Below are 18,212 nucleotides of genomic sequence, written 5' to 3' on the forward strand. Positions count from 1 at the left end.
GTAACCTGGATGAGTATAGGAAAATGGCAGGGGCGGCTGGATTCGAACCAACGCATGGCAGGATCAAAACCTGCTGCCTTACCGCTTGGCGACGCCCCTGTATCTGTTGCAACGAGTACCCAGTACTCGATTCCTTTTAGAGCAGACTTTGCAGCTTGCGATGCAACATCGAAACGTTGCTTCCTTTTGCTACAAACCCTGTAAGGGTCTCTGTCAGAAGGGCCGAGACTTTATCAGCTTCAGCTTTGCTTGGGAAGCCCCCAAACACACAACTTCCAGTTCCGGTGAGTTTTGCTTCGGTAAATTTACCTAACAAATTCAATGCGTTACGTACCTCTGGATAACGCATTGCTACCACCGGCAAGCAGTCATTTCGACTGTTTCCCTTGGGAACGGGGCGCACTTTAATGGGAGGAGTGTTACGTGTCAACAGTGGATCTGAAAAAATTTCTGCTGTACTTACAGATACTTGCGGCACCAGCACGAGATACCACGGTTCTTCGGGGTCTACGGGGGTGAGTTTCTCCCCCACGCCCTCGGCAAAAGCCGCGTGTCCACGCACGAAAACCGGGACGTCGGCGCCAAGCGTCAGGCCCAGCGCGGCCAGCCGATCCTCATCCCAATCCAGTTGCCAGAGATGATTAAGGCCCAGCAATGTGGTTGCCGCATTCGAACTGCCACCACCGATTCCACCGCCCATGGGCAGGATTTTTTCGATCCAGATGTCGATGCCCAGTGAGCAACCGGATTGCTCCTGAAGTTTTTTTGCAGCTCGAACAATTAGATTGCTGTCGTGTGGGACGTCGGCGAATTCGGTGTGCAGCCGAATCACGCCATCGTCGCGAACGGCAAAGGTGATTTCATCGCCGTAATCGAGGAACTGAAAAATCGTCTGCAATTCGTGGTAACCGTCTTCACGGCGACCGAGGATATGCAGCATCAGGTTGAGCTTGGCAGGCGAAGGCAGAGTCAGGCGTGGTGCAGTCATGGTCACTGCCCCAATTTGCGTGGTTGCCATTCCTTGATCACCAGCGTGACATCAAGGTCGGTGCCGTGCAGTTTGATCCGCTCGGGCAGCCAGTAGCCGTTTTGCTCGGCATAGCTGAGGTACTCGACCTGCCAGCCATCCTGTTCGAGGCTGGCCAGGCGGCTGTCGACATCCAGGGTCAGGCGACTCTTGCTGTCCGGGGCCGGGAGCCCACGAACCCACCACGCCAGGTGGGATACCGGCAATTTCCAGCCCAGTTGCTCTTCGACCAGTGCTTCCGGAGTCTGCGCGTCATAGCGGCCCTGATTGGCCACTTCCAGCGAGACTTTGCCCGGGCGACCGGTCAAGCGGGCCGCGCCACGACCCAGCGGGCCGGATAGGCGGATGTCGTAGTAATCCTGGCGTTGCAGCCAGAACAACGTGCCACTGCCCGAATCTTTTGGCGCGCGAATGCCGATCTTGCCGTTGATCTGCCAGCCGTCGAGACTGGTCAGTTGCTGTTTGTGCTCGCGCCATTGGGCCGGGTTGCCTTGACCCTGGACCGATTCACGGGCACCGAAACCCGCGCAACCGGCGAGCAGGGCGATGAAGCTGAAAACGATGATGTGGCGCAAAAACATAATCTTAGAGAGTCTCTGATCCGGTCAGGCGCTTGATAGTGCCGCGCAGGGTGGGGCTGTCGGGCTGTTCCTTGAGGAACTTGCTCCAGATTTTCTTGGCTTCGCGCTGTTTGCCATTGGCCCACAGGACTTCACCCAGGTGAGCGGCGACTTCCTGATCGGGGAAGCGTTCCAGTGCCTGGCGCAAATAACGCTCGGCTTCATCGAGGTTGCCCAGGCGGAAATTCACCCAGCCGAGGCTGTCGAGTACCGCCGGGTCTTCCGGGTTGAGCTGGTGCGCCTGTTCGATCAAGGCTTTGGCTTCGGCGTAGCGCGTGGTGCGGTCGGACAGGGTGTAGCCGAGGGCGTTCAACGCCATGGCATTGTCCGGGTCGCGCTTGATGATCAGTCGCAGGTCTTTTTCCATCTGCGCCAGATCATTGCGTTTTTCCGCCAGCATGGCCCGGGTATACAGCAGATTCAGATCGTCCGGGTATTGCTGCAGGGCTTGCTGCAAGACTTTCCAGGCCTTGTCGCCCTGCTTGTTGGCGGACAGGGTTTCGGCTTCGATCAGGTACAACTGGATCGCGTAATCGGGTTGCTCGTCGCGCTCGGCCGCCAGGCGGCTTTGGGCTTCGGCGGTCTTGCCGTTGTTCATCAGGATATCGGCCTGACGCAATTGCGCCGGCAGGAAATCGTTGCCCGGCCCGACCTGGGCGTACTCGATCAGCGCGCCTTGAGGGTCGTTACGCTCTTCAGCGATACGTCCCAGGTTCAGGTGTGCCGAATCGACATGGCTTTCCCGAGCGATCAATTCTTCCAGGTAACCTTTGGCCTCGTCCCAGGCCTTGGCTTCCAGGCAGACCAGCGCCAGGGAATAACGCAGTTCGTCATCTTCCGGGTATTGCTGCACCAGGCTCGAGAACTCGGCTTTGGCGTCGTCCATGCGGTCCTGTTCAACCAGCAGGCGCGCGTAGGTCAGGCGCAGGCGTTTGTCATCCGGGTATTTCTTGATGCTTTTTTGCAGCAGGGGCAAGGCCTCATCACCACGGTGGAGCCCTTGCAGCAGGCGCGCGCGCAGCAGGATCGGCGCTATTTCGCCTTCTTCCGGCGGATTGTCTTCAAGGAGGGTCAGCGCGCCCTTGGCATCGCCGTCCTGTTGCAGCAGCAAGGCTTTGCCGAAAATCAGTTGATTGTTGTGCGGATGGCGCTGCAGCAGGCGGTCAAAACCTTTCATCAGACCGTTGCGGGTTTCCTGATCGGTATCGGCCGCGGACAAGGCGAGGAAGTCGAAATGCGTATCGCCTTTGCCTTGCAGGACTTTCTCCATATAGACCATGGATTCGTCGTAACGCCCGGCGCGGGCGAGTTGCACGGCAGCCGCCCGTTGCGCCTCCAGATCGTTCGGGGAGTTTTTTGCCCAGATCAGCGCGGTGTCGAGGGCGGCCTGATCGGCGCCCAGGTACTCGGCAATGCGAAATGCCCGCTCGGAGATGCCTGGGTCCTGGGTATTGATGGCCTGGGTCACGTAGTTGTCCAGGGCAATGTCGTAGCGATTGCGCTGGCCAGCCAGTTCGGCGCTCAACAGGCTGAAGATGGTTTCTTCACTGAACGAGCTGTAAACCTTGGGCTTTTCAGGGGCCGGAGTGCTGTCTTCGACCGGCGGCGTACCGTCCGATGAAACGGGAGCCAAGGCCTGACAGCCGCTTAGGAAGACAAAAGCAAGGAGCAACGCGGAGGATCTATTCATATAGGAAGAGGACGACTAACCTGCGGTCGGATCATCATGACACAAGCCTTCGACCAAACATAACCGAGTGTCGATGGATGCCTTTATAGGGGCAGGTAATTGGCGCAATAGTCAGCGGTAGTTGTTCTGGCTCTGTCGAAGTAGGACAATTGCCGGCTTCACGTCACCATCAGCGACTTTGAATGGCCTTCCTTGCACTCGGTATTAACCACAAGACTGCGTCAGTAGACGTCCGCGAGCGCGTGGCCTTTACCCCTGAGCAGCTGGTTGAGGCCTTGCAGCAGCTCTGCCGACTCACCGACAGCCGCGAAGCTGCGATCCTCTCCACCTGCAATCGCAGTGAACTGTACATAGAACAGGATCACCTTTCGGCTGACATCATATTGCGCTGGCTGGCCGATTATCATCATTTGAGCCTCGATGAGCTGCGCGCGAGCGCTTATGTGCACGAAGATGATGCGGCAGTTCGTCACATGATGCGGGTCGCCTCCGGGCTCGATTCGCTGGTGTTGGGCGAACCGCAGATTCTCGGTCAGATGAAATCGGCCTACGCCGTAGCGCGAGAAGCCGGCACCATCGGCCCACTGCTCGGGCGGCTGTTCCAGGCCACGTTCAATGCGGCCAAACAGGTGCGAACCGACACCGCCATCGGCGAAAACCCGGTGTCCGTGGCGTTTGCCGCGGTCAGCCTGGCGAAACAGATTTTCAGTGATTTGCAACGCAGCCAGGCTTTGCTGATCGGCGCCGGCGAGACCATCACCCTGGTCGCCCGCCATCTGCATGAGCTGGGGGTGAAGCGAATCGTGGTCGCCAACCGCACGCTGGAGCGCGCGAGCATCCTGGCCGAACAGTTCGGCGCCCACGCGGTGCTGCTCTCGGACATCCCGGCAGAACTGGTGCGCAGCGACATCGTCATCAGTTCCACCGCCAGCCAGTTGCCGATTCTCGGTAAAGGTGCGGTGGAAAGTGCCTTGAAGTTGCGCAAGCACAAGCCGATCTTCATGGTGGATATCGCCGTCCCTCGGGATATCGAGCCGGAAGTTGGCGAGTTGGACGACGTTTACCTGTATAGCGTCGACGATCTTCACGAAGTGGTCGCCGAAAACCTCAAGAGCCGTCAGGGCGCTGCCCAGGCCGCCGAAGAGATGGTGTCGGTCGGTGCCGAAGACTTCATGGTTCGCCTGCGCGAACTGGCGGCGGTGGATGTGCTCAAGGCCTATCGTCAACAAAGCGAGCGCATGCGCGACGAAGAGTTGCTCAAAGCCCAACGCATGCTCGCCAACGGCAGCAGCGCCGAGGATGTTCTGGTGCAACTGGCTCGCGGCCTGACCAACAAACTCTTGCACGCACCGAGCGTGCAGTTGAAAAAGCTCTCAGCCGAAGGTCGCCTCGATGCGCTGGCCATGGCCCAGGAACTCTTTGCCCTCGGTGAGGGCTCATCGGATAGCTTTTCGGATAAAAAACCGCAATGAAAGCGTCACTGCTCAATAAGCTGGACATCCTCCAGGACCGTTTCGAGGAATTGACCGCCCTGCTTGGCGATGGCGAGGTCATTTCCGATCAGAACAAATTCCGTACCTATTCCAAGGAATATGCGGAAGTCGAGCCGATCGTTGGCACCTATAAACAGCTGCTTAAAGTGCAGGGCGATCTCGAAGGGGCTCAGGCACTGCTCAAGGACAGCGACCCGGACATGCGCGAAATGGCCGTGGAAGAAGTCCGCGAAGCCAAGGAACAATTGATCGAAATCGAAGCCAGCCTGCAACGCATGCTGCTGCCCAAGGACCCCAACGACGGGCGCAACGTGTTTCTCGAAATCCGCGCCGGCACCGGCGGTGACGAGGCGGCGATTTTCTCCGGCGACCTGTTCCGCATGTATTCGCGTTATGCCGAGCGGCGTGGCTGGCGGGTAGAGATTCTCTCGGAGAACGAGGGCGAACACGGCGGCTATAAAGAAGTCATTGCCCGGGTCGAAGGCGATAACGTGTATGGCAAGCTGAAATTCGAATCGGGCGCGCACCGTGTACAACGGGTTCCGGCCACTGAATCCCAGGGTCGCATCCATACCTCGGCCTGCACTGTTGCGGTATTGCCCGAGCCGGATGAGCAGGAAGCGATCGAGATCAACCCGGCGGATCTGCGGGTCGACACCTATCGCTCCTCCGGTGCCGGTGGTCAGCACGTCAACAAGACCGACTCGGCGATTCGTATCACACACTTGCCGTCCGGTATTGTCGTTGAGTGCCAGGAAGAACGTTCCCAGCACAAGAACCGCGCCCGGGCGATGTCCTGGCTGTCAGCCAAGCTCAACGACCAACAGACCAGCGCAGCGGCCAATGCCATCGCCAGCGAGCGTAAATTGCTGGTAGGTTCGGGGGATCGCTCCGAGCGGATCCGCACCTATAACTTTGCCCAGGGCCGGGTCACCGATCACCGGGTCAACCTGACGCTGTATTCGCTCGACGAGATTCTCGCCGGTGGCGTGGATGCGGTGATCGAACCGTTGCTGGCCGAGTACCAGGCCGACCAATTGGCGGCGATAGGTGAGTAAATGACGATCATTGCCAGTTTGCTGCGCGCCGCCGATTTACCCGACTCGCCCACCGCGCGTCTGGATGCCGAATTGCTGCTGGCGGCGGCCTTGGGCAAGTCCCGCAGCTTTCTGCACACCTGGCCTGAACGTATCGTTCCGAGCGAAGCGGCACTGAAGTTTGCCGAGTACCTGCAACGCCGTCGTAGCGGTGAGCCGGTGGCCTATATTCTGGGGCAGCAAGGCTTCTGGAAACTCGACCTGGAAGTCGCGCCCCACACGCTGATTCCGCGTCCCGACACCGAATTGCTGGTAGAAGCCGCGCTGGAGCTGTTGCCGGCCAAACCGGCCAGGGTGCTCGATTTGGGCACTGGCAGTGGCGCCATCGCCCTGGCGCTGGCCAGCGAGCGTCCGGCCTGGAACGTCACCGCCGTGGATCGCGTGCTGGAAGCCGTGGCCCTGGCCGAGCGCAATCGCCAGCGCCTGCACCTGAGCAACGCCACGGTGCTGAGCAGTCATTGGTTCAGCGCTTTGGAAGGCCAGCGTTTTCAGCTGATCATCAGCAACCCGCCCTACATTGCTTCGACCGATCCGCATCTGGTAGAAGGCGACGTGCGCTTCGAACCGGCCAGCGCTTTGGTCGCCGGCGTCGATGGGCTCGACGATCTGCGTCTGATCGTCGCCCAGGCACCGGATCACCTTGAAGCGGGTGGCTGGTTGATGCTCGAACACGGCTACGATCAAGCCGAGGCCGTGCGCGACTTATTGCTGACCCGTGGTTTTGAAGACGTCCACAGCCGCACCGATCTGGGCGGTCACCAACGCATCAGTCTGGGGCGCTTGCCGTGCTGAACGATCAGGAATTGCTGCGCTACAGCCGACAGATTCTGCTGCAACACGTCGATATCGACGGCCAGTTGCGACTCAAGGAAAGCCGCGTACTGATCGTCGGCCTCGGAGGCCTCGGCTCACCTGTTGCGCTGTACCTGGCGGCGGCCGGTGTCGGTGAGCTGCATCTGGCGGATTTCGACACGGTCGACCTGACCAATCTGCAACGCCAGATCGTTCATGACACCGACAGCGTCGGCCTGAGCAAGGTCGATTCGGCGATCCGTCGTCTGACCGCGATCAACCCCGAGATTCAGCTGATCGCCCATCGCACCGCCCTGGATGAAGATTCCCTGGCAGCGGCGGTGGCGGCGGTGGATCTGGTGCTGGACTGTTCCGATAATTTTTCCACCCGTGAAGCGGTCAATGCCGCATGTGTGGCTGCGCGCAAACCATTGGTCAGCGGTGCGGCGATTCGGCTGGAAGGGCAATTGTCGGTCTTCGACCCTCGTCGTCCACAAAGCCCGTGCTACCACTGTTTATACGGGCACGGCAGCGAAGCCGAGCTGACCTGCAGCGAGGCCGGTGTGCTCGGTCCGCTGGTGGGCCTGGTCGGTAGCCTGCAAGCCCTCGAAGCGCTGAAATTGCTGGTGGGGTTCGGTGAACCACTGGTGGGGCGTCTGTTATTAATCGATGCCTTGGGTACGCGCTTCCGTGAATTGCGGGTCAAGCGTGATCCGGGCTGCAGCGTCTGCGGGTCAAGCCATGCGTGAAGCGCCGATTGGAGTGTTCGATTCGGGTGTCGGTGGGCTGTCGGTGCTGGCCGAGATCCAGCGTCTGTTGCCCAACGAGTCTCTTTTGTACTTCGGCGATTGCGGGAATATTCCCTACGGTGAGAAATCCCCGGTATTCATTAGTCAGCGTTGCAGTGTCATGGCGCAGTTCTTTCAGCAACAGGGCGCCAAGGCACTGGTGCTGGCTTGCAACACGGCGACGGTGGCTGGCGTTGCCGACTTGCGGCGCGATTTCCCCGAGTGGCCCATCGTCGGCATGGAACCCGCGGTCAAACCGGCCGCGGCGGCGACGCGCAGCGGTGTGGTCGGCGTGCTCGCCACCACCGGCACTTTGCAGAGCGCCAAGTTCGCCGCGTTGCTCGACCGCTTTGCCACCGATGTGCGGGTCATCACTCAGCCATGCCCCGGGCTGGTGGAGATGATTGAAAATGGTGATTTGCACAGCGAGGCATTGCGTCAGTTGCTGCAAGGGTATGTCGATCCGCTGCTGGCTGCAGGTGCAGATACGATCATTCTTGGCTGCACGCATTATCCCTTTCTAAAGCCGCTGCTTAAGCAGATGATTCCCCAGAGCATCAGCCTGATCGATACCGGTGCGGCTGTAGCGCGCCAGCTTCAACGATTGCTGGCTGAGCGTGAGTTGCTGGCCGAGGGACCTGCTCGCGCTGCCCGGTTCTGGACGAGTGCCGATCCGGAGCATTTCAGAAATATCTTGCCGATACTGTGGAATATGTCTGGCGTTGTGCGAAGCTTCGATGGGGAACGCGCATCGTAAACGGATAATTGGGGGGAGCTTCTGATTAAACGCCGGCTTCTATGGAGTCGTCGGTTGAGCAACAAAAAAAACCATACGAAATTGTTCGGAAAAGGATGTTTCTAATGAAGCGACTATTCTGCTTGGCCGCGATTGCGACCGCGTTGATGGGGCACAGTTTTACTGCACAGGCGGCGGGGGTGGAGTTCGGGGTTGGTCAGACCAGCGATTCGACCATGACCTACCGATTGGGCATGCAATTCGACTGGGACAAGAGTTGGCTGCAGAGCGATATCGGTCGTTTGACCGGTTACTGGAGCGGCGCTTACACCTACTGGGAGGGTGACACCACGGCGAGCAATCACAGTTTGTCGTTCTCGCCAGTGCTGGTGTATGAGTTTGCCGGTCAGACCATCAAACCTTACGTTGAAGCAGGTATCGGCATCGCGGTGTTTGCCAACACCGAGGTCGAAGGCAACAAGCTGGGCAGTGCCTTTCAGTTCGAAGACCGTTTCGGGTTTGGTTTGCGCTTTGCCGGCGGACATGAAGTCGGGGTTCGCGCCACCCACTATTCAAACGGGGGGATCAGCAGTCCGAACGACGGTGTAGAGAGTTACGCGCTGCATTACACGATGCCGTTGTAAGCAACACTGCACCTTTAATGTGGGAGCGGGCTTGCTCGCGAATGCGATTTAACATTCAACACTGAGGTTGACTGACAATCCGCTTTCGCGAGCAAGCCCACTCCCACATTGGATCTTCGGTGGCCTGATGTATTCGCTCACCGATACGCCGTCGCAATTCCCTGGCGTTCGGTGATGCATTCCGGTGCGCCCATTTCGAACTCCCGGCAGATCAGCGGACGTTTCTCGTAGATGGTGCACATCATGCTGTTGCGATCCAGCGCGGCGCACCAACCGTCATCCAGCCGCAGCATGACTTCCCCACCCCAATCGTCGGTATCGATAAAGCGCTCGGGCACACCGGTGTCGGTGATCAGCATCACTTCAAGCTGGCAGCAGCAGGCCGCGCAGGTTGAGCAGGTGACCGCAGGCTCGGCAATTTGCGTGTGGGGAATGGTTTTCATGGCGCGCAGTGTAAGGCAGTGGGCCCGCGCTGTGTGAAAGGCCTGACGGACGCTCAGGCTTCACGGCTAATCTTCGATCGGCGGATTGTTTCGCTCCATGCTCTTGTCGATTTCCAGTCCCGTCTGGTCGGGCTTTTGCGGCAGAGGCCAAAGGACAGGCATGAGCAGCTCCGGCAAGGGGAGTTCCAGTGGCCGATGCTTGAGCATGTCGAAGAGGTATCGCGCAGCTTTGTCCGCCGACCAGTCGAGGTGCATCGGAACGTTGATGTCCAGGGGTGTATCCGTAAACCCTGGGCTGACCACGGTCATTTTGATGTTTTTCTGGGCCAGGTCGATGCGTAAGGACTCGAATAGATGACGCAACCCGGCCTTTGAATCGCCATAGGATTCGGCTCGTGGCAAGGGCAGGTAAGTCACCGAGCTGGCCATGCCCACCAGATGCGGCGCAGTGCCCGCCCGCAGCAGGGGCCGGGCGGCTTCAATGCAATAGCTGCTGGCAAGCAGGTTGGTGCGCACGATGTGCTCGATGATTGACGAGTCCAACTGATTGGCATCGACATATTCGCAGGTGCCCGCGTTGAGGATCATGGTGTCCAGAGAACCCCATTGCTTTGCAATCTGCTCGCCGATTTCGCGCACCTGTTGACTGTTGGTCAAATCCCCCGCAACCACCAGCACCTGTTCGGGATAACGCTGAGACAGGGCTTTCAATGGTGCCAGCGAGCGGGAGCTGACAGCCAGGTGGGCACCGGTTTTCAATATTTCTTCGGCCAGCGCGGCACCGATACCGTTGCTGGCGCCGGTCAACCAGTATCGCCTTGGAGGTGTAAGACTCATCCCAATTCCCTTTTTAACCTGACAATTTCCCGACCCAGTACCGTGTTCATTGCGATAAAGCTTGTCATGATGGCAGGTTCTTGAATGCAGCCAAGGCTCGTTCGCGCGAAGTGCTCAGGTTGACGATAGGCGATGGATAATCCGCCTCACCGAATAATCCATCGAGGCTCGCGGGATTGTGCAGGTATTTTTTGTTCATTTTGTTGATCTGCGGCAACCAATGCTTGATAAAAACCCCTTCGGCATCGAATTTTTCCGACTGGCTCAGTGGGTTGAAAATCCGGAAGTAGGGCGCCGAATCGGTGCCGGTGGACGAACTCCACTGCCAGCCACCGTTGTTTGCCGCCAGATCGCCGTCAATCAGATGCTGCATGAAGAAACGCTCGCCTTCACGCCAGTCGATCAGCAGGTTTTTGGTCAGGAACATTGCCACGACCATGCGCAAGCGGTTGTGCATCCAACCGGTTTCCAGCAATTGGCGCATGGCGGCATCAATGATCGGCAGGCCGGTACGGGCTTGCTGCCAGGCCTTGAGTTCTTCCGGGGCGTCGCGCCAGGCCAGAGCTTCGGTTTCCGGGCGGAAGGCGCGGTGCCGGGAGACCCGTGGGTAGCCCACCAGAATGTGCTTGTAGAATTCGCGCCACAGCAATTCGTTGATCCAGGTGACGGCGCCGGCCTTGCCGCTCTCGAACTCGCCCTGATTGCTGCGCAACGCGGCGTGCAGGCACTGACGAGGGGAGATCACCCCGGCGGTGAGATAGGCCGAGAGCTGGCTGGTGCCGGGTTTTGCCGGGAAGTCGCGCTCACGGTGGTAGTCGTCGATTTGCGCTTCGGCAAAGGTATCGAGACGACGCCGGGCTTCGGCTTCACCGGCCGGCCAGAGGGCACGCAAGCTGTCGCTGGGCGTTTCGAAGCCCTCGACACTCGACGGGACTTCATCGCTTTTGATACCCAGTGATGCCTGGGTGGTGGGGGCGCTAACCAGTTTCGGCAATGACGCATGCAGGCGTTGGTAGCAGACCTTGCGGAACTGGCTGAAGACCTGGAAATACGTACCGGTCCTGGTCAGCACGGTGCCCGGCTTGAACAACAATTGATCGAGGTGGCTGTGAAAGTCGATACCCTCGGCTTTCAGCGCTCGGGCCACCGCCGCATCCCGACGTGTTTCGTGAATGCCATATTCTTCGTTGACGTGCACCGCGTCGATTTTCAGCTGCCGGCAAAGATCGAGCAGCACCTTCGGTGCCTCATCCCAGCGAGAAGCCTTGCGAATCAGCAGCGGGATGTTCAAGGCGTCCAGCGCGTGGCGCAATGGGCTGAGGTTGCGCAGCCAGAAATCCACTTTGCAGGGGGCGTCGTCATGCTCCAGCCATTGCTGCGGACTCAACAAATACACCGCCACACTCGGACCACGGGCCGCGGCAGCCGAGAGGGCGGTGTTGTCGTGTAAACGCAAGTCGCTGCGCAGCCAGATCAATTGCATGGTGGTGTCCGCACGTTTCATTAAATAAGCCCGCGCTGAATAAGGCCCTGATAGGCCGACAGGGGATCTTCGGCCAGGGATAAATCAGCTATGGCAGTGGTTTTTGCGGACAACTCGGTGTGGTGAATGCGTACCGTTGGTCCGGCAATTATTTTTGGGCAGCTGACGCCGTTCAAAAGTTTCGACAGCTGCGAAAGATTCATGGCTTTGCTGGAATACAGCAGTACGCCCCGGGCTTGCAGGTGATCAACCGCCAGCGTCAACTCGCCGGGCGGGAGTGGCCAGTCGAAAACCTCCACCGGGCAATCGGTGCTGCTGATCAGCCAGGCCGTGAGCCATAGATGAGGCTCCATTGGCAGGTCTGAGTGATTGATCAGCAGTAGCGGCGCGGTGCGTAACTGACGGTTGTTATGGTAGATCCTTGCGCCGAATTTGCTGCGTAACCATGAATAGACAAACACCCGCTCCATCTGCGCGCCGAACTGGCCTTGCCAGCGTTGTTCCAGTTCCTCAAGCAACGGCATCAACAGGTGTTCGCACAAAGTGCGTGGCGGGTACAACGCCATCGCCTGGTTCACGGTGTCATCGAGGGTGCGTTCGGCCAGTTGGGTAACCGCTTGCAGCAATGTCTGGCGCAACACTTGCCAATCGTTCCCTACCGGTACGGTCAGCACCTGAGGCGTATCGAGCAGTTGCTTGACCTGGCTGACAGCCACGCCGCGATTGAGCCAGGTGAGGATCGTCAGGATCCGCTGAACGTGTTCGGCGCAGAACAGCCGATGCCCCTTGGGTGTGCGTTGAGGCACGATCAATCCATAACGTCGTTCCCAGGCGCGCAAGGTGACAGCGTTGACCCCGGTCTGCCGGGTCACTTCACGGATGGGCAGCCAGCCTGCGTCCAGCGCCTTCTTGAAGTCGGTGCCGAGGTCTTCGCTGGCGCTGGTGTCCGGTGGGTTTTTCATTAGATCGCGTTTCGCAGGCTGAGGTTTTCCGGGTGCGGTTGCAGATAAACCTGCTGCGCGATGTATGGATCCGGGTGTTGGCGAAAGTAGTGTTTGAGCAATGTCAGCGGCACCACCAGCGGCACGATGCCGTGGCGATACTGGCTGATGACGTGCTGCACCTCCTGCTTGTCTTCAGGGCTGATAGCCTGTTTGAGGTAGCCGCTGAGGTGTTGCAGAACGTTGGTGTGGGTGCGACGCGTGGCGCATTTTTTCAAGGCGGCCATCAGTTCGCTGAAATAGCGCGGGCCGAGCGCTTTGGGATCGGTCCGGCCCATGCTGCCCAGCAAGTTGCCCAAGGTTTTGTATTGCACCGGGTTATGGGCCATCAGCAGGTATTTGTAGCGCGAGTGAAAGTCAGTAAGGCCGCGCCGGGTCAGACCTGTTTGCTGCAACTGTTGCCAGGCGCTGTAGGCGAACACGCGGGTGAGGAAGTTTTCCCGCAGCACTGGATCGTTGAGCCGACCCTCTTCTTCTACCGGTAAATCGGGATGCAGCGCGCAGAAGGTCCGGGCGTAAATTCCACGGCTACCACTGTCCACTGGCGCGCCGTTGGCGTGGTAGACCTTGACCCGTTCCAGGCCACATGAAGGGGATTTCTGCATGAAGATATAGCCGCTGATGTCGCCCAACTCCATCGCCATTTTCTGAGCAAAGCGGGCCAGCGGCAGGGTGACGTTGAGCTCATGATTGAGCGTGCCGACGGCCTCCGGACGTTCCGGGTCGCCGATCAGGCGGATCGGTTCGCGAGGAATGCCCAAGCCGATGGCGACTTCCGGGCACACCGGAACGAAATCGAAATAATCAGTGAGGGTGAGGCTGCACAGCCGTGACGCCTTGTGCCCGCCGTTGTAACGCACTTCGGCTCCCATCAGGCAGGCGCTGATGGCGATTTTGGGTTTCATGGCTGTGTGGGGCATCGGAGCACCTCGAATCCAGACCTGTACAGACTATTAGGTCTGTACAACATTATTTCATCATAGATTCAAAGGTGTACAAGTCAAATTTTTTGTATAGGTTTTTGCGGGGCTGCTGCCTGGGGCGACAGCAGCGGGATGGACTTGAGTCAATTCACTGCAGGTGTTCATGCAGCCGGCGAGCCGCTTCCTGCCCACTGAGCCAAGCGCCCTCGACACGGCCGGACAGGCACCAGTCACCGCACACATACAAGCCAAGATCAGCATCGGCCAGGGCACCCCATTCATGGCTGCTGGCCGGCCGGGCATACAGCCAGCGGTGAGCAAGGCTGAAGGTCGGAGCCGGCATGGCATCGTGCAGCAGTTCGGCAAAGGCACCGTGCAATTGTTCGATCACCGCTTCCTTGGGCAGGTCGATATGCTGGCGGCTCCAGGCACTGGTGGCGTGCAGCACCCAGGTGTCGAGGGTGGTGTCACGTCCCGGCTTGCTGCGGTTGCGCGCCAGCCAGTCGAGGGGGCTGTCCTGCACGAAGCAGCCTTCGATGGCGGTTTCCAGCGGTGTGTCGAACGCCAGCGCGACGGCCCAGGTGGGTTCCATTTTCACTCCGGCAGCGGCACCGGCGAGTTTCGGCGCGGTCGCCAGCAACGCGGTCGCCTGAGGGGCGGGCGTGGCGATGACGACATGACTGAACGGCCCGTGAGTGAAACCGTCGGCGTCTTGCAGATGCCAATGTTCTTCACCGCGATAGACCTCGGTGATGCGGCAGGCGAAATGCACTTCCAGATCGCCGAGCAGGCCGCGCGTGATCGCGCTCATGCGTGGCGTACCGACCCAGCGGGTCTGTTCGTCCGGCGAGGGTCTGAGCTGGCCGCCGTGGAAGGTGTAGAGCTGCGGCGTCCACACCGCGACCCAACCGTTGGCTTGCCAGCGCTGGACTTCGGTGACGAAGCGGCGATCACGAGCAGTGAAATACTGCGCGCCCATGTCCAGGGCGCCCGCATCGCTGCGCTTGCTCGACATGCGTCCGCCACTGCCGCGGCTTTTATCGAAAAGTTGAACGACATGCCCGGCCTCCGTCAGGGCCTGGGCGGCTGAGAGTCCGGCGATGCCGGTGCCGATGATTGCGATAGGTACAGTCATAGGGGCCTCGTTTACCTTTCTGTACAGACTACGCCGTGGTTGAAACCTGTACAATATTGTTTTTTGGTATAACTTTTAGCGTCCTCGTTCTGACAGCTTGGCCTATTGTTAAACACAGAGCCTGCCCGATACCAAAGATCCCTGCTTATAAAAATAGACTAGTGATCAGGGTAAAACGCCACGCGAGGAAGATGTCATGCACATATTGCTGACCGGCGGTACTGGTTTGATAGGACGTCAACTCTGCCAACACTGGTTGAGTCAGGGACATCGTCTGACAGTGTGGAGTCGCACGCCTGCAAAAGTCGCCCAAGTCTGTGGCACTCAAGTACGTGGAATCGCGCGGCTTGAGGACCTCGGTCAAGCACCGGTGGATGCCATTATCAACCTTGCGGGGGCACCGATTGCCGATCGGCTCTGGACTCATAAACGCAAAGCGTTGTTGTGGAGCAGCCGGATCACGTTGACCGAAACGCTGCTGGCCTGGCTCGAAAGCCGCGAGCAGAAACCGAAGGTGCTGATCTCCGGCTCGGCAATCGGTTGGTACGGCGACGGTGGCGAACGGGAGCTGACTGAAGAATCTCCCCCCGTCATCGATGATTTCGCCAGCCAGTTGTGCGTCGCCTGGGAAGAAACCGCACAGCGCGCCGAGGCCTTGGGCATTCGGGTGATTCTGATCCGTACCGGGTTGGTGTTGTCCGCCGAGGGCGGCTTTTTGTCGCGGCTATTGTTGCCGTTCAAACTGGGGCTCGGCGGGCCGATCGGCAGCGGCCGGCAGTGGATGCCGTGGATTCATATCGCGGATCAAATCGCCCTGATTGATTTTCTTCTGCACCGCAATGAGGCCCGCGGTCCATATAATGCCTGCGCGCCCAAACCGGTGCGCAATCGCGAATTCGCCCAAATATTGGGTAGCGTGTTGCATCGTCCGGCGTTCATGCCGATGCCGACCCTCGTGTTGAAGGTGGGCCTGGGCGAGTTGTCATTGTTGCTGCTGGGTGGCCAGAAGGCCATGCCGGCTCGCTTGCTGGAAGCGGGTTTCACTTTCCGGTTCACTGATTTGCGCGCGGCATTGGACGATCTGTCCAACCGCCTTAAGAAATAGGACGTTGCATGACCGATCACGCGTTGCTTCTGGTCAACCTGGGTTCACCTGCTTCCACTTCGGTGGCAGATGTGCGCAGCTACCTCAATCAATTTCTGATGGACCCGTATGTGATCGACCTGCCATGGCCGGTGCGGCGTTTGCTGGTGTCGCTGATCCTGATCAAACGCCCTGAGCAGTCAGCCCACGCCTATGCTTCGATCTGGTGGGAGGAGGGCTCGCCACTGGTGGTGCTCAGCCGTCGCTTGCAACAGGCCATGACCGCCCAATGGACCCAAGGGCCGGTGGAACTGGCGATGCGTTACGGCGAGCCGTCGATTGAATCGACACTGGTGCGGCTGGCTGCCCAGGGGCACAAGAAAATTACCCTGGCGCCGCTCTATCCGCAGTTCGCCGACAGCACCGTGACCACGGTGGTCGAAGAAGCCAGGCGCGTGGTGCGAAATAATAATCTCGATGTGCAATTCTCGATTCTTCAGCCGTTCTACGATCAGCCGGAATACCTCGAGGCCTTGGTCGCCAGTGCCAAGCCTTATCTGCTGCAGGATTACGATCACCTGCTGCTGAGCTTCCATGGCTTGCCGGAACGGCACCTGACCAAGATCGACCCCACCGGTCATCATTGCTTTAAAAGCGATAATTGCTGTCAGAACGCTTCACCGGAAGTATTAACCACCTGCTACCGCGCCCAATGCCTGCGCACCGCTTCCGAGTTTGCCCGGCGCCTGGGCTTGCCGGACGGCAAGTGGTCGGTGTCGTTCCAGTCGCGTCTGGGGCGAGCCAAGTGGATCGAACCCTACACCGAAGCGCGCCTCGATGAGTTGGCCAAAAGCGGCGTGAAGAAAGTTCTGGTGATGTGCCCGGCGTTTGTAGCCGATTGCATCGAGACCCTTGAAGAAATCGGTGATCGTGGGCGGGAGCAATTCCGCGAAGCGGGAGGGGAGGAGTTGGTATTGGTGCCTTGCCTCAACGATGATCCGCAGTGGGTCAAGGCGTTGAGCACCTTGTGCGAAAGGGCGCCATTGGCGCTTTAAAAGCTTCGCGGGCAAGCCTCGCTCCTACAGGTTTTGCGCTGACCTTGTAGGAGCGAGGCTTGCCCGCGATGGCATTCTTGAGGCTGGCTTACAACAACGACTCTTCCGCCTTCTTGTGCTTCCAGCTGTCATTACCCGGCAGCAACAGGTTCAGCGCAATCGCCACCACCGCGCACAGTGCGATGCCTTTGAGGCCGAAGTCGTCGGGGCCGGTGCCGGTGCCGACCAGTACGCCGCCAATCCCGAACACCAGCGTCACCGAGACAATCACCAGATTGCGTGCTTCGCCCAGGTCGATCTTGTGGCGAATCATTGTGTTCATCCCCACCGCAGCAATTGAACCGAACAACAGGCAAAGAATGCCGCCCATCACCGGCACCGGGATGCTTTGCAGCAGTGCACCGAACTTGCCGATGAACGCCAGGCTGATCGCGAAGATTGCCGCCCAGGTCATGATTTTCGGGTTGTAGTTTTTGGTCAGCATCACCGCGCCGGTCACTTCGGCGTAGGTGGTGTTGGGCGGGCCGCCGAACAGACCGGCCGCGGTGGTGGCAATGCCATCGCCGAGCAGCGTGCGGTGCAGGCCGGGCTTCTTCAGGTAATCACGACCGGTCACGCTACCGACTGCAATCACGCCGCCGATGTGTTCGATCGCTGGCGCGAGGGCCACCGGAACGATGAACAGAATGGCCTGCCAGTTGAATTCCGGCGCCGTGAAGTGTGGAATCGCGAACCATGGTGCGGCAGCAATTTTCGCGGTATCGACCACCCCGAAATAGAACGCCATCGCAAAACCCACCAGCACGCCGGAGATGATCGGCACCAGGCGGAAAATGCCTTTACCGAATACCGCAACGATCAGGGTGGTCAGCAGCGCCGGCATCGAGATCAACATCGCCGTCTGGTAAGGAATCAGTTCAGTGCCGTCGCCGGCCTTGCCCATCGCCATGTTGGCGGCGATCGGCGCCATGGCCAGGCCGATGGAGATGATCACCGGGCCGATCACTACCGGTGGTAGCAGGCGGTCGATGAACCCGGTGCCTTTGATCTTCACGGCAAGGCCGAGGAAGGTGTAGACGAAACCGGCCGCCATCACACCGCCCATGGTCGCCGCCAGGCCAAACTGGCCTTTGGCGAGAATGATCGGCGTGATGAAGGCAAAGCTTGAGGCCAGGAACACCGGCACCTGACGCCCGGTGACGATCTGGAACAGAATCGTCCCAAGGCCTGCGGTGAACAGCGCCACGTTCGGGTCGAGGCCGGTAATCAATGGCATCAACACCAGCGCGCCAAAGGCCACGAACAGCATCTGCGCACCCGACAGCACTGTGCGCCAGAGCGGATCGTTGAACTCTTGCTGCATG

The 18,212-nt window shown here is 59.3% G+C and carries 18 protein-coding genes and 1 tRNA gene; 8 read left to right on the plus strand and 11 right to left on the minus strand.

Features of this window, described 5'->3' with window-relative positions; genetic code table 11:
• Nucleotides 1-24: 24 nt before the first annotated feature.
• The 4 genes from KGB14_RS17725 to KGB14_RS17740 all read right to left on the minus strand — a co-directional run bounded on the left by KGB14_RS17725 (nt 25) and on the right by KGB14_RS17740 (nt 3,337).
• Nucleotides 25-99 (minus strand) — tRNA-Gln (locus tag KGB14_RS17725).
• 37 nt (nt 100-136) lie between these two features.
• Complete coding sequence (gene ispE / locus KGB14_RS17730; protein ID WP_223488081.1) at nt 137-988, minus strand: 4-(cytidine 5'-diphospho)-2-C-methyl-D-erythritol kinase; 852 nt, start codon at nt 986-988, stop codon at nt 137-139.
• Nucleotides 989-990: 2 nt separating this feature from the next.
• Nucleotides 991-1,608, minus strand: coding sequence for a lipoprotein insertase outer membrane protein LolB (lolB, locus tag KGB14_RS17735; protein ID WP_223488043.1), 618 nt, complete (start codon nt 1,606-1,608; stop codon nt 991-993).
• Between the two features lie 4 nt (nt 1,609-1,612).
• The gene (locus KGB14_RS17740; protein WP_223488044.1) at nt 1,613-3,337 is read right to left on the minus strand and encodes a tetratricopeptide repeat protein; all 1,725 of its coding nucleotides are present in this window, start codon (nt 3,335-3,337) and stop codon (nt 1,613-1,615) included.
• A 182-nt stretch (nt 3,338-3,519) separates the two neighbouring features.
• On the opposite strand from KGB14_RS17740, the gene hemA reads away from it, so the two are divergent.
• The 6 genes from hemA (at nt 3,520) to KGB14_RS17770 (ending at nt 8,887) form a co-directional block, all read left to right on the plus strand.
• On the plus strand, nt 3,520-4,809 hold the full coding sequence (gene hemA, locus KGB14_RS17745; RefSeq protein ID WP_223488045.1) for a glutamyl-tRNA reductase: 1,290 nt from the start codon (nt 3,520-3,522) through the stop codon (nt 4,807-4,809).
• On the plus strand, nt 4,806-5,888 hold the full coding sequence (gene prfA / locus KGB14_RS17750) for a peptide chain release factor 1 (protein ID WP_223488046.1): 1,083 nt from the start codon (nt 4,806-4,808) through the stop codon (nt 5,886-5,888). Before hemA ends, prfA begins: the two co-directional genes overlap by 4 nt.
• Complete coding sequence (gene prmC / locus KGB14_RS17755) at nt 5,889-6,719, plus strand: peptide chain release factor N(5)-glutamine methyltransferase (protein WP_223488047.1); 831 nt, start codon at nt 5,889-5,891, stop codon at nt 6,717-6,719.
• Nucleotides 6,713-7,468 carry a molybdopterin-synthase adenylyltransferase MoeB gene (locus KGB14_RS17760; RefSeq protein ID WP_223488048.1) on the plus strand — a complete coding sequence of 252 codons (756 nt, stop codon included), beginning with the start codon at nt 6,713-6,715 and terminating at the stop codon, nt 7,466-7,468. Before prmC ends, KGB14_RS17760 begins: the two co-directional genes overlap by 7 nt.
• A complete protein-coding gene (gene murI, locus KGB14_RS17765; RefSeq protein ID WP_223488049.1) occupies nt 7,461-8,264 on the plus strand; it encodes a glutamate racemase in 804 nt (267 codons plus the stop codon). Before KGB14_RS17760 ends, murI begins: the two co-directional genes overlap by 8 nt.
• 104 nt (nt 8,265-8,368) lie before the next feature.
• Nucleotides 8,369-8,887, plus strand: coding sequence for an acyloxyacyl hydrolase (locus tag KGB14_RS17770; RefSeq protein WP_223488050.1), 519 nt, complete (start codon nt 8,369-8,371; stop codon nt 8,885-8,887).
• Nucleotides 8,888-9,024: 137 nt separating this feature from the next.
• Here KGB14_RS17770 and KGB14_RS17775 read toward each other — a convergent pair whose 3' ends face one another.
• The 6 genes from KGB14_RS17775 to KGB14_RS17800 all read right to left on the minus strand — a co-directional run bounded on the left by KGB14_RS17775 (nt 9,025) and on the right by KGB14_RS17800 (nt 14,709).
• Nucleotides 9,025-9,330 carry a YkgJ family cysteine cluster protein gene (locus tag KGB14_RS17775; RefSeq protein WP_007905822.1) on the minus strand — a complete coding sequence of 102 codons (306 nt, stop codon included), beginning with the start codon at nt 9,328-9,330 and terminating at the stop codon, nt 9,025-9,027.
• Nucleotides 9,331-9,396: 66 nt separating this feature from the next.
• The gene (locus KGB14_RS17780; RefSeq protein WP_223488051.1) at nt 9,397-10,167 is read right to left on the minus strand and encodes an SDR family NAD(P)-dependent oxidoreductase; all 771 of its coding nucleotides are present in this window, start codon (nt 10,165-10,167) and stop codon (nt 9,397-9,399) included.
• Nucleotides 10,168-10,231: 64 nt separating this feature from the next.
• On the minus strand, nt 10,232-11,650 hold the full coding sequence (gene phrB / locus KGB14_RS17785) for a deoxyribodipyrimidine photo-lyase (protein ID WP_223488082.1): 1,419 nt from the start codon (nt 11,648-11,650) through the stop codon (nt 10,232-10,234).
• A 20-nt stretch (nt 11,651-11,670) separates the two neighbouring features.
• A complete protein-coding gene (locus KGB14_RS17790) occupies nt 11,671-12,612 on the minus strand; it encodes a MerR family transcriptional regulator (protein ID WP_223488052.1) in 942 nt (313 codons plus the stop codon).
• Entirely contained in the window at nt 12,612-13,571 is a 960-nt protein-coding gene (locus tag KGB14_RS17795; RefSeq protein WP_223488053.1) for a YbgA family protein, read from the minus strand. The genes KGB14_RS17790 and KGB14_RS17795 overlap by 1 nt, the downstream gene beginning before the upstream one ends.
• A gap of 151 nt (nt 13,572-13,722) precedes the next feature.
• Nucleotides 13,723-14,709: an NAD(P)/FAD-dependent oxidoreductase gene (locus KGB14_RS17800; protein ID WP_223488054.1), complete on the minus strand. Its 987-nt coding sequence runs from the start codon at nt 14,707-14,709 to the stop codon at nt 13,723-13,725.
• 196 nt (nt 14,710-14,905) lie between these two features.
• Between KGB14_RS17800 and KGB14_RS17805 the strand changes: the two genes are divergently transcribed.
• Both KGB14_RS17805 and hemH read left to right on the plus strand, forming a co-directional pair.
• On the plus strand, nt 14,906-15,814 hold the full coding sequence (locus KGB14_RS17805; RefSeq protein ID WP_223488055.1) for a TIGR01777 family oxidoreductase: 909 nt from the start codon (nt 14,906-14,908) through the stop codon (nt 15,812-15,814).
• A gap of 8 nt (nt 15,815-15,822) precedes the next feature.
• The gene (gene hemH, locus KGB14_RS17810) at nt 15,823-16,848 is read left to right on the plus strand and encodes a ferrochelatase (RefSeq protein ID WP_223488056.1); all 1,026 of its coding nucleotides are present in this window, start codon (nt 15,823-15,825) and stop codon (nt 16,846-16,848) included.
• An 88-nt stretch (nt 16,849-16,936) separates the two neighbouring features.
• On the opposite strand, the gene KGB14_RS17815 is transcribed toward hemH, so the two are convergent.
• Nucleotides 16,937-18,211 (minus strand): uracil-xanthine permease family protein, encoded by a 1,275-nt coding sequence (locus KGB14_RS17815; protein WP_223488057.1) that lies wholly within the window; start codon nt 18,209-18,211, stop codon nt 16,937-16,939.
• Nucleotide 18,212 lies beyond the last annotated feature (1 nt).

The sequence above is a fragment of the Pseudomonas sp. A-RE-19 genome, from assembly GCF_019956555.1.
Taxonomy (GTDB): domain Bacteria; phylum Pseudomonadota; class Gammaproteobacteria; order Pseudomonadales; family Pseudomonadaceae; genus Aquipseudomonas.

Coding starts and splice junctions, on each gene's coding strand:
- ispE (WP_223488081.1), bottom strand. CDS start 988: ATGACTGCACCACGCCTGACTCTGCCTTCGCCTGCCAAGCTCAACCTG.
- prfA (WP_223488046.1), top strand. CDS start 4,806: ATGAAAGCGTCACTGCTCAATAAGCTGGACATCCTCCAGGACCGTTTC.
- lolB (WP_223488043.1), bottom strand. CDS start 1,608: ATGTTTTTGCGCCACATCATCGTTTTCAGCTTCATCGCCCTGCTCGCC.
- KGB14_RS17815 (WP_223488057.1), bottom strand. CDS start 18,211: ATGCAGCAAGAGTTCAACGATCCGCTCTGGCGCACAGTGCTGTCGGGT.
- KGB14_RS17775 (WP_007905822.1), bottom strand. CDS start 9,330: ATGAAAACCATTCCCCACACGCAAATTGCCGAGCCTGCGGTCACCTGC.
- KGB14_RS17805 (WP_223488055.1), top strand. CDS start 14,906: ATGCACATATTGCTGACCGGCGGTACTGGTTTGATAGGACGTCAACTC.
- prmC (WP_223488047.1), top strand. CDS start 5,889: ATGACGATCATTGCCAGTTTGCTGCGCGCCGCCGATTTACCCGACTCG.
- hemA (WP_223488045.1), top strand. CDS start 3,520: ATGGCCTTCCTTGCACTCGGTATTAACCACAAGACTGCGTCAGTAGAC.
- KGB14_RS17795 (WP_223488053.1), bottom strand. CDS start 13,571: ATGCCCCACACAGCCATGAAACCCAAAATCGCCATCAGCGCCTGCCTG.
- KGB14_RS17770 (WP_223488050.1), top strand. CDS start 8,369: ATGAAGCGACTATTCTGCTTGGCCGCGATTGCGACCGCGTTGATGGGG.
- murI (WP_223488049.1), top strand. CDS start 7,461: ATGCGTGAAGCGCCGATTGGAGTGTTCGATTCGGGTGTCGGTGGGCTG.
- KGB14_RS17800 (WP_223488054.1), bottom strand. CDS start 14,709: ATGACTGTACCTATCGCAATCATCGGCACCGGCATCGCCGGACTCTCA.
- hemH (WP_223488056.1), top strand. CDS start 15,823: ATGACCGATCACGCGTTGCTTCTGGTCAACCTGGGTTCACCTGCTTCC.
- KGB14_RS17790 (WP_223488052.1), bottom strand. CDS start 12,612: ATGAAAAACCCACCGGACACCAGCGCCAGCGAAGACCTCGGCACCGAC.
- KGB14_RS17780 (WP_223488051.1), bottom strand. CDS start 10,167: ATGAGTCTTACACCTCCAAGGCGATACTGGTTGACCGGCGCCAGCAAC.
- KGB14_RS17740 (WP_223488044.1), bottom strand. CDS start 3,337: ATGAATAGATCCTCCGCGTTGCTCCTTGCTTTTGTCTTCCTAAGCGGC.
- phrB (WP_223488082.1), bottom strand. CDS start 11,650: ATGCAATTGATCTGGCTGCGCAGCGACTTGCGTTTACACGACAACACC.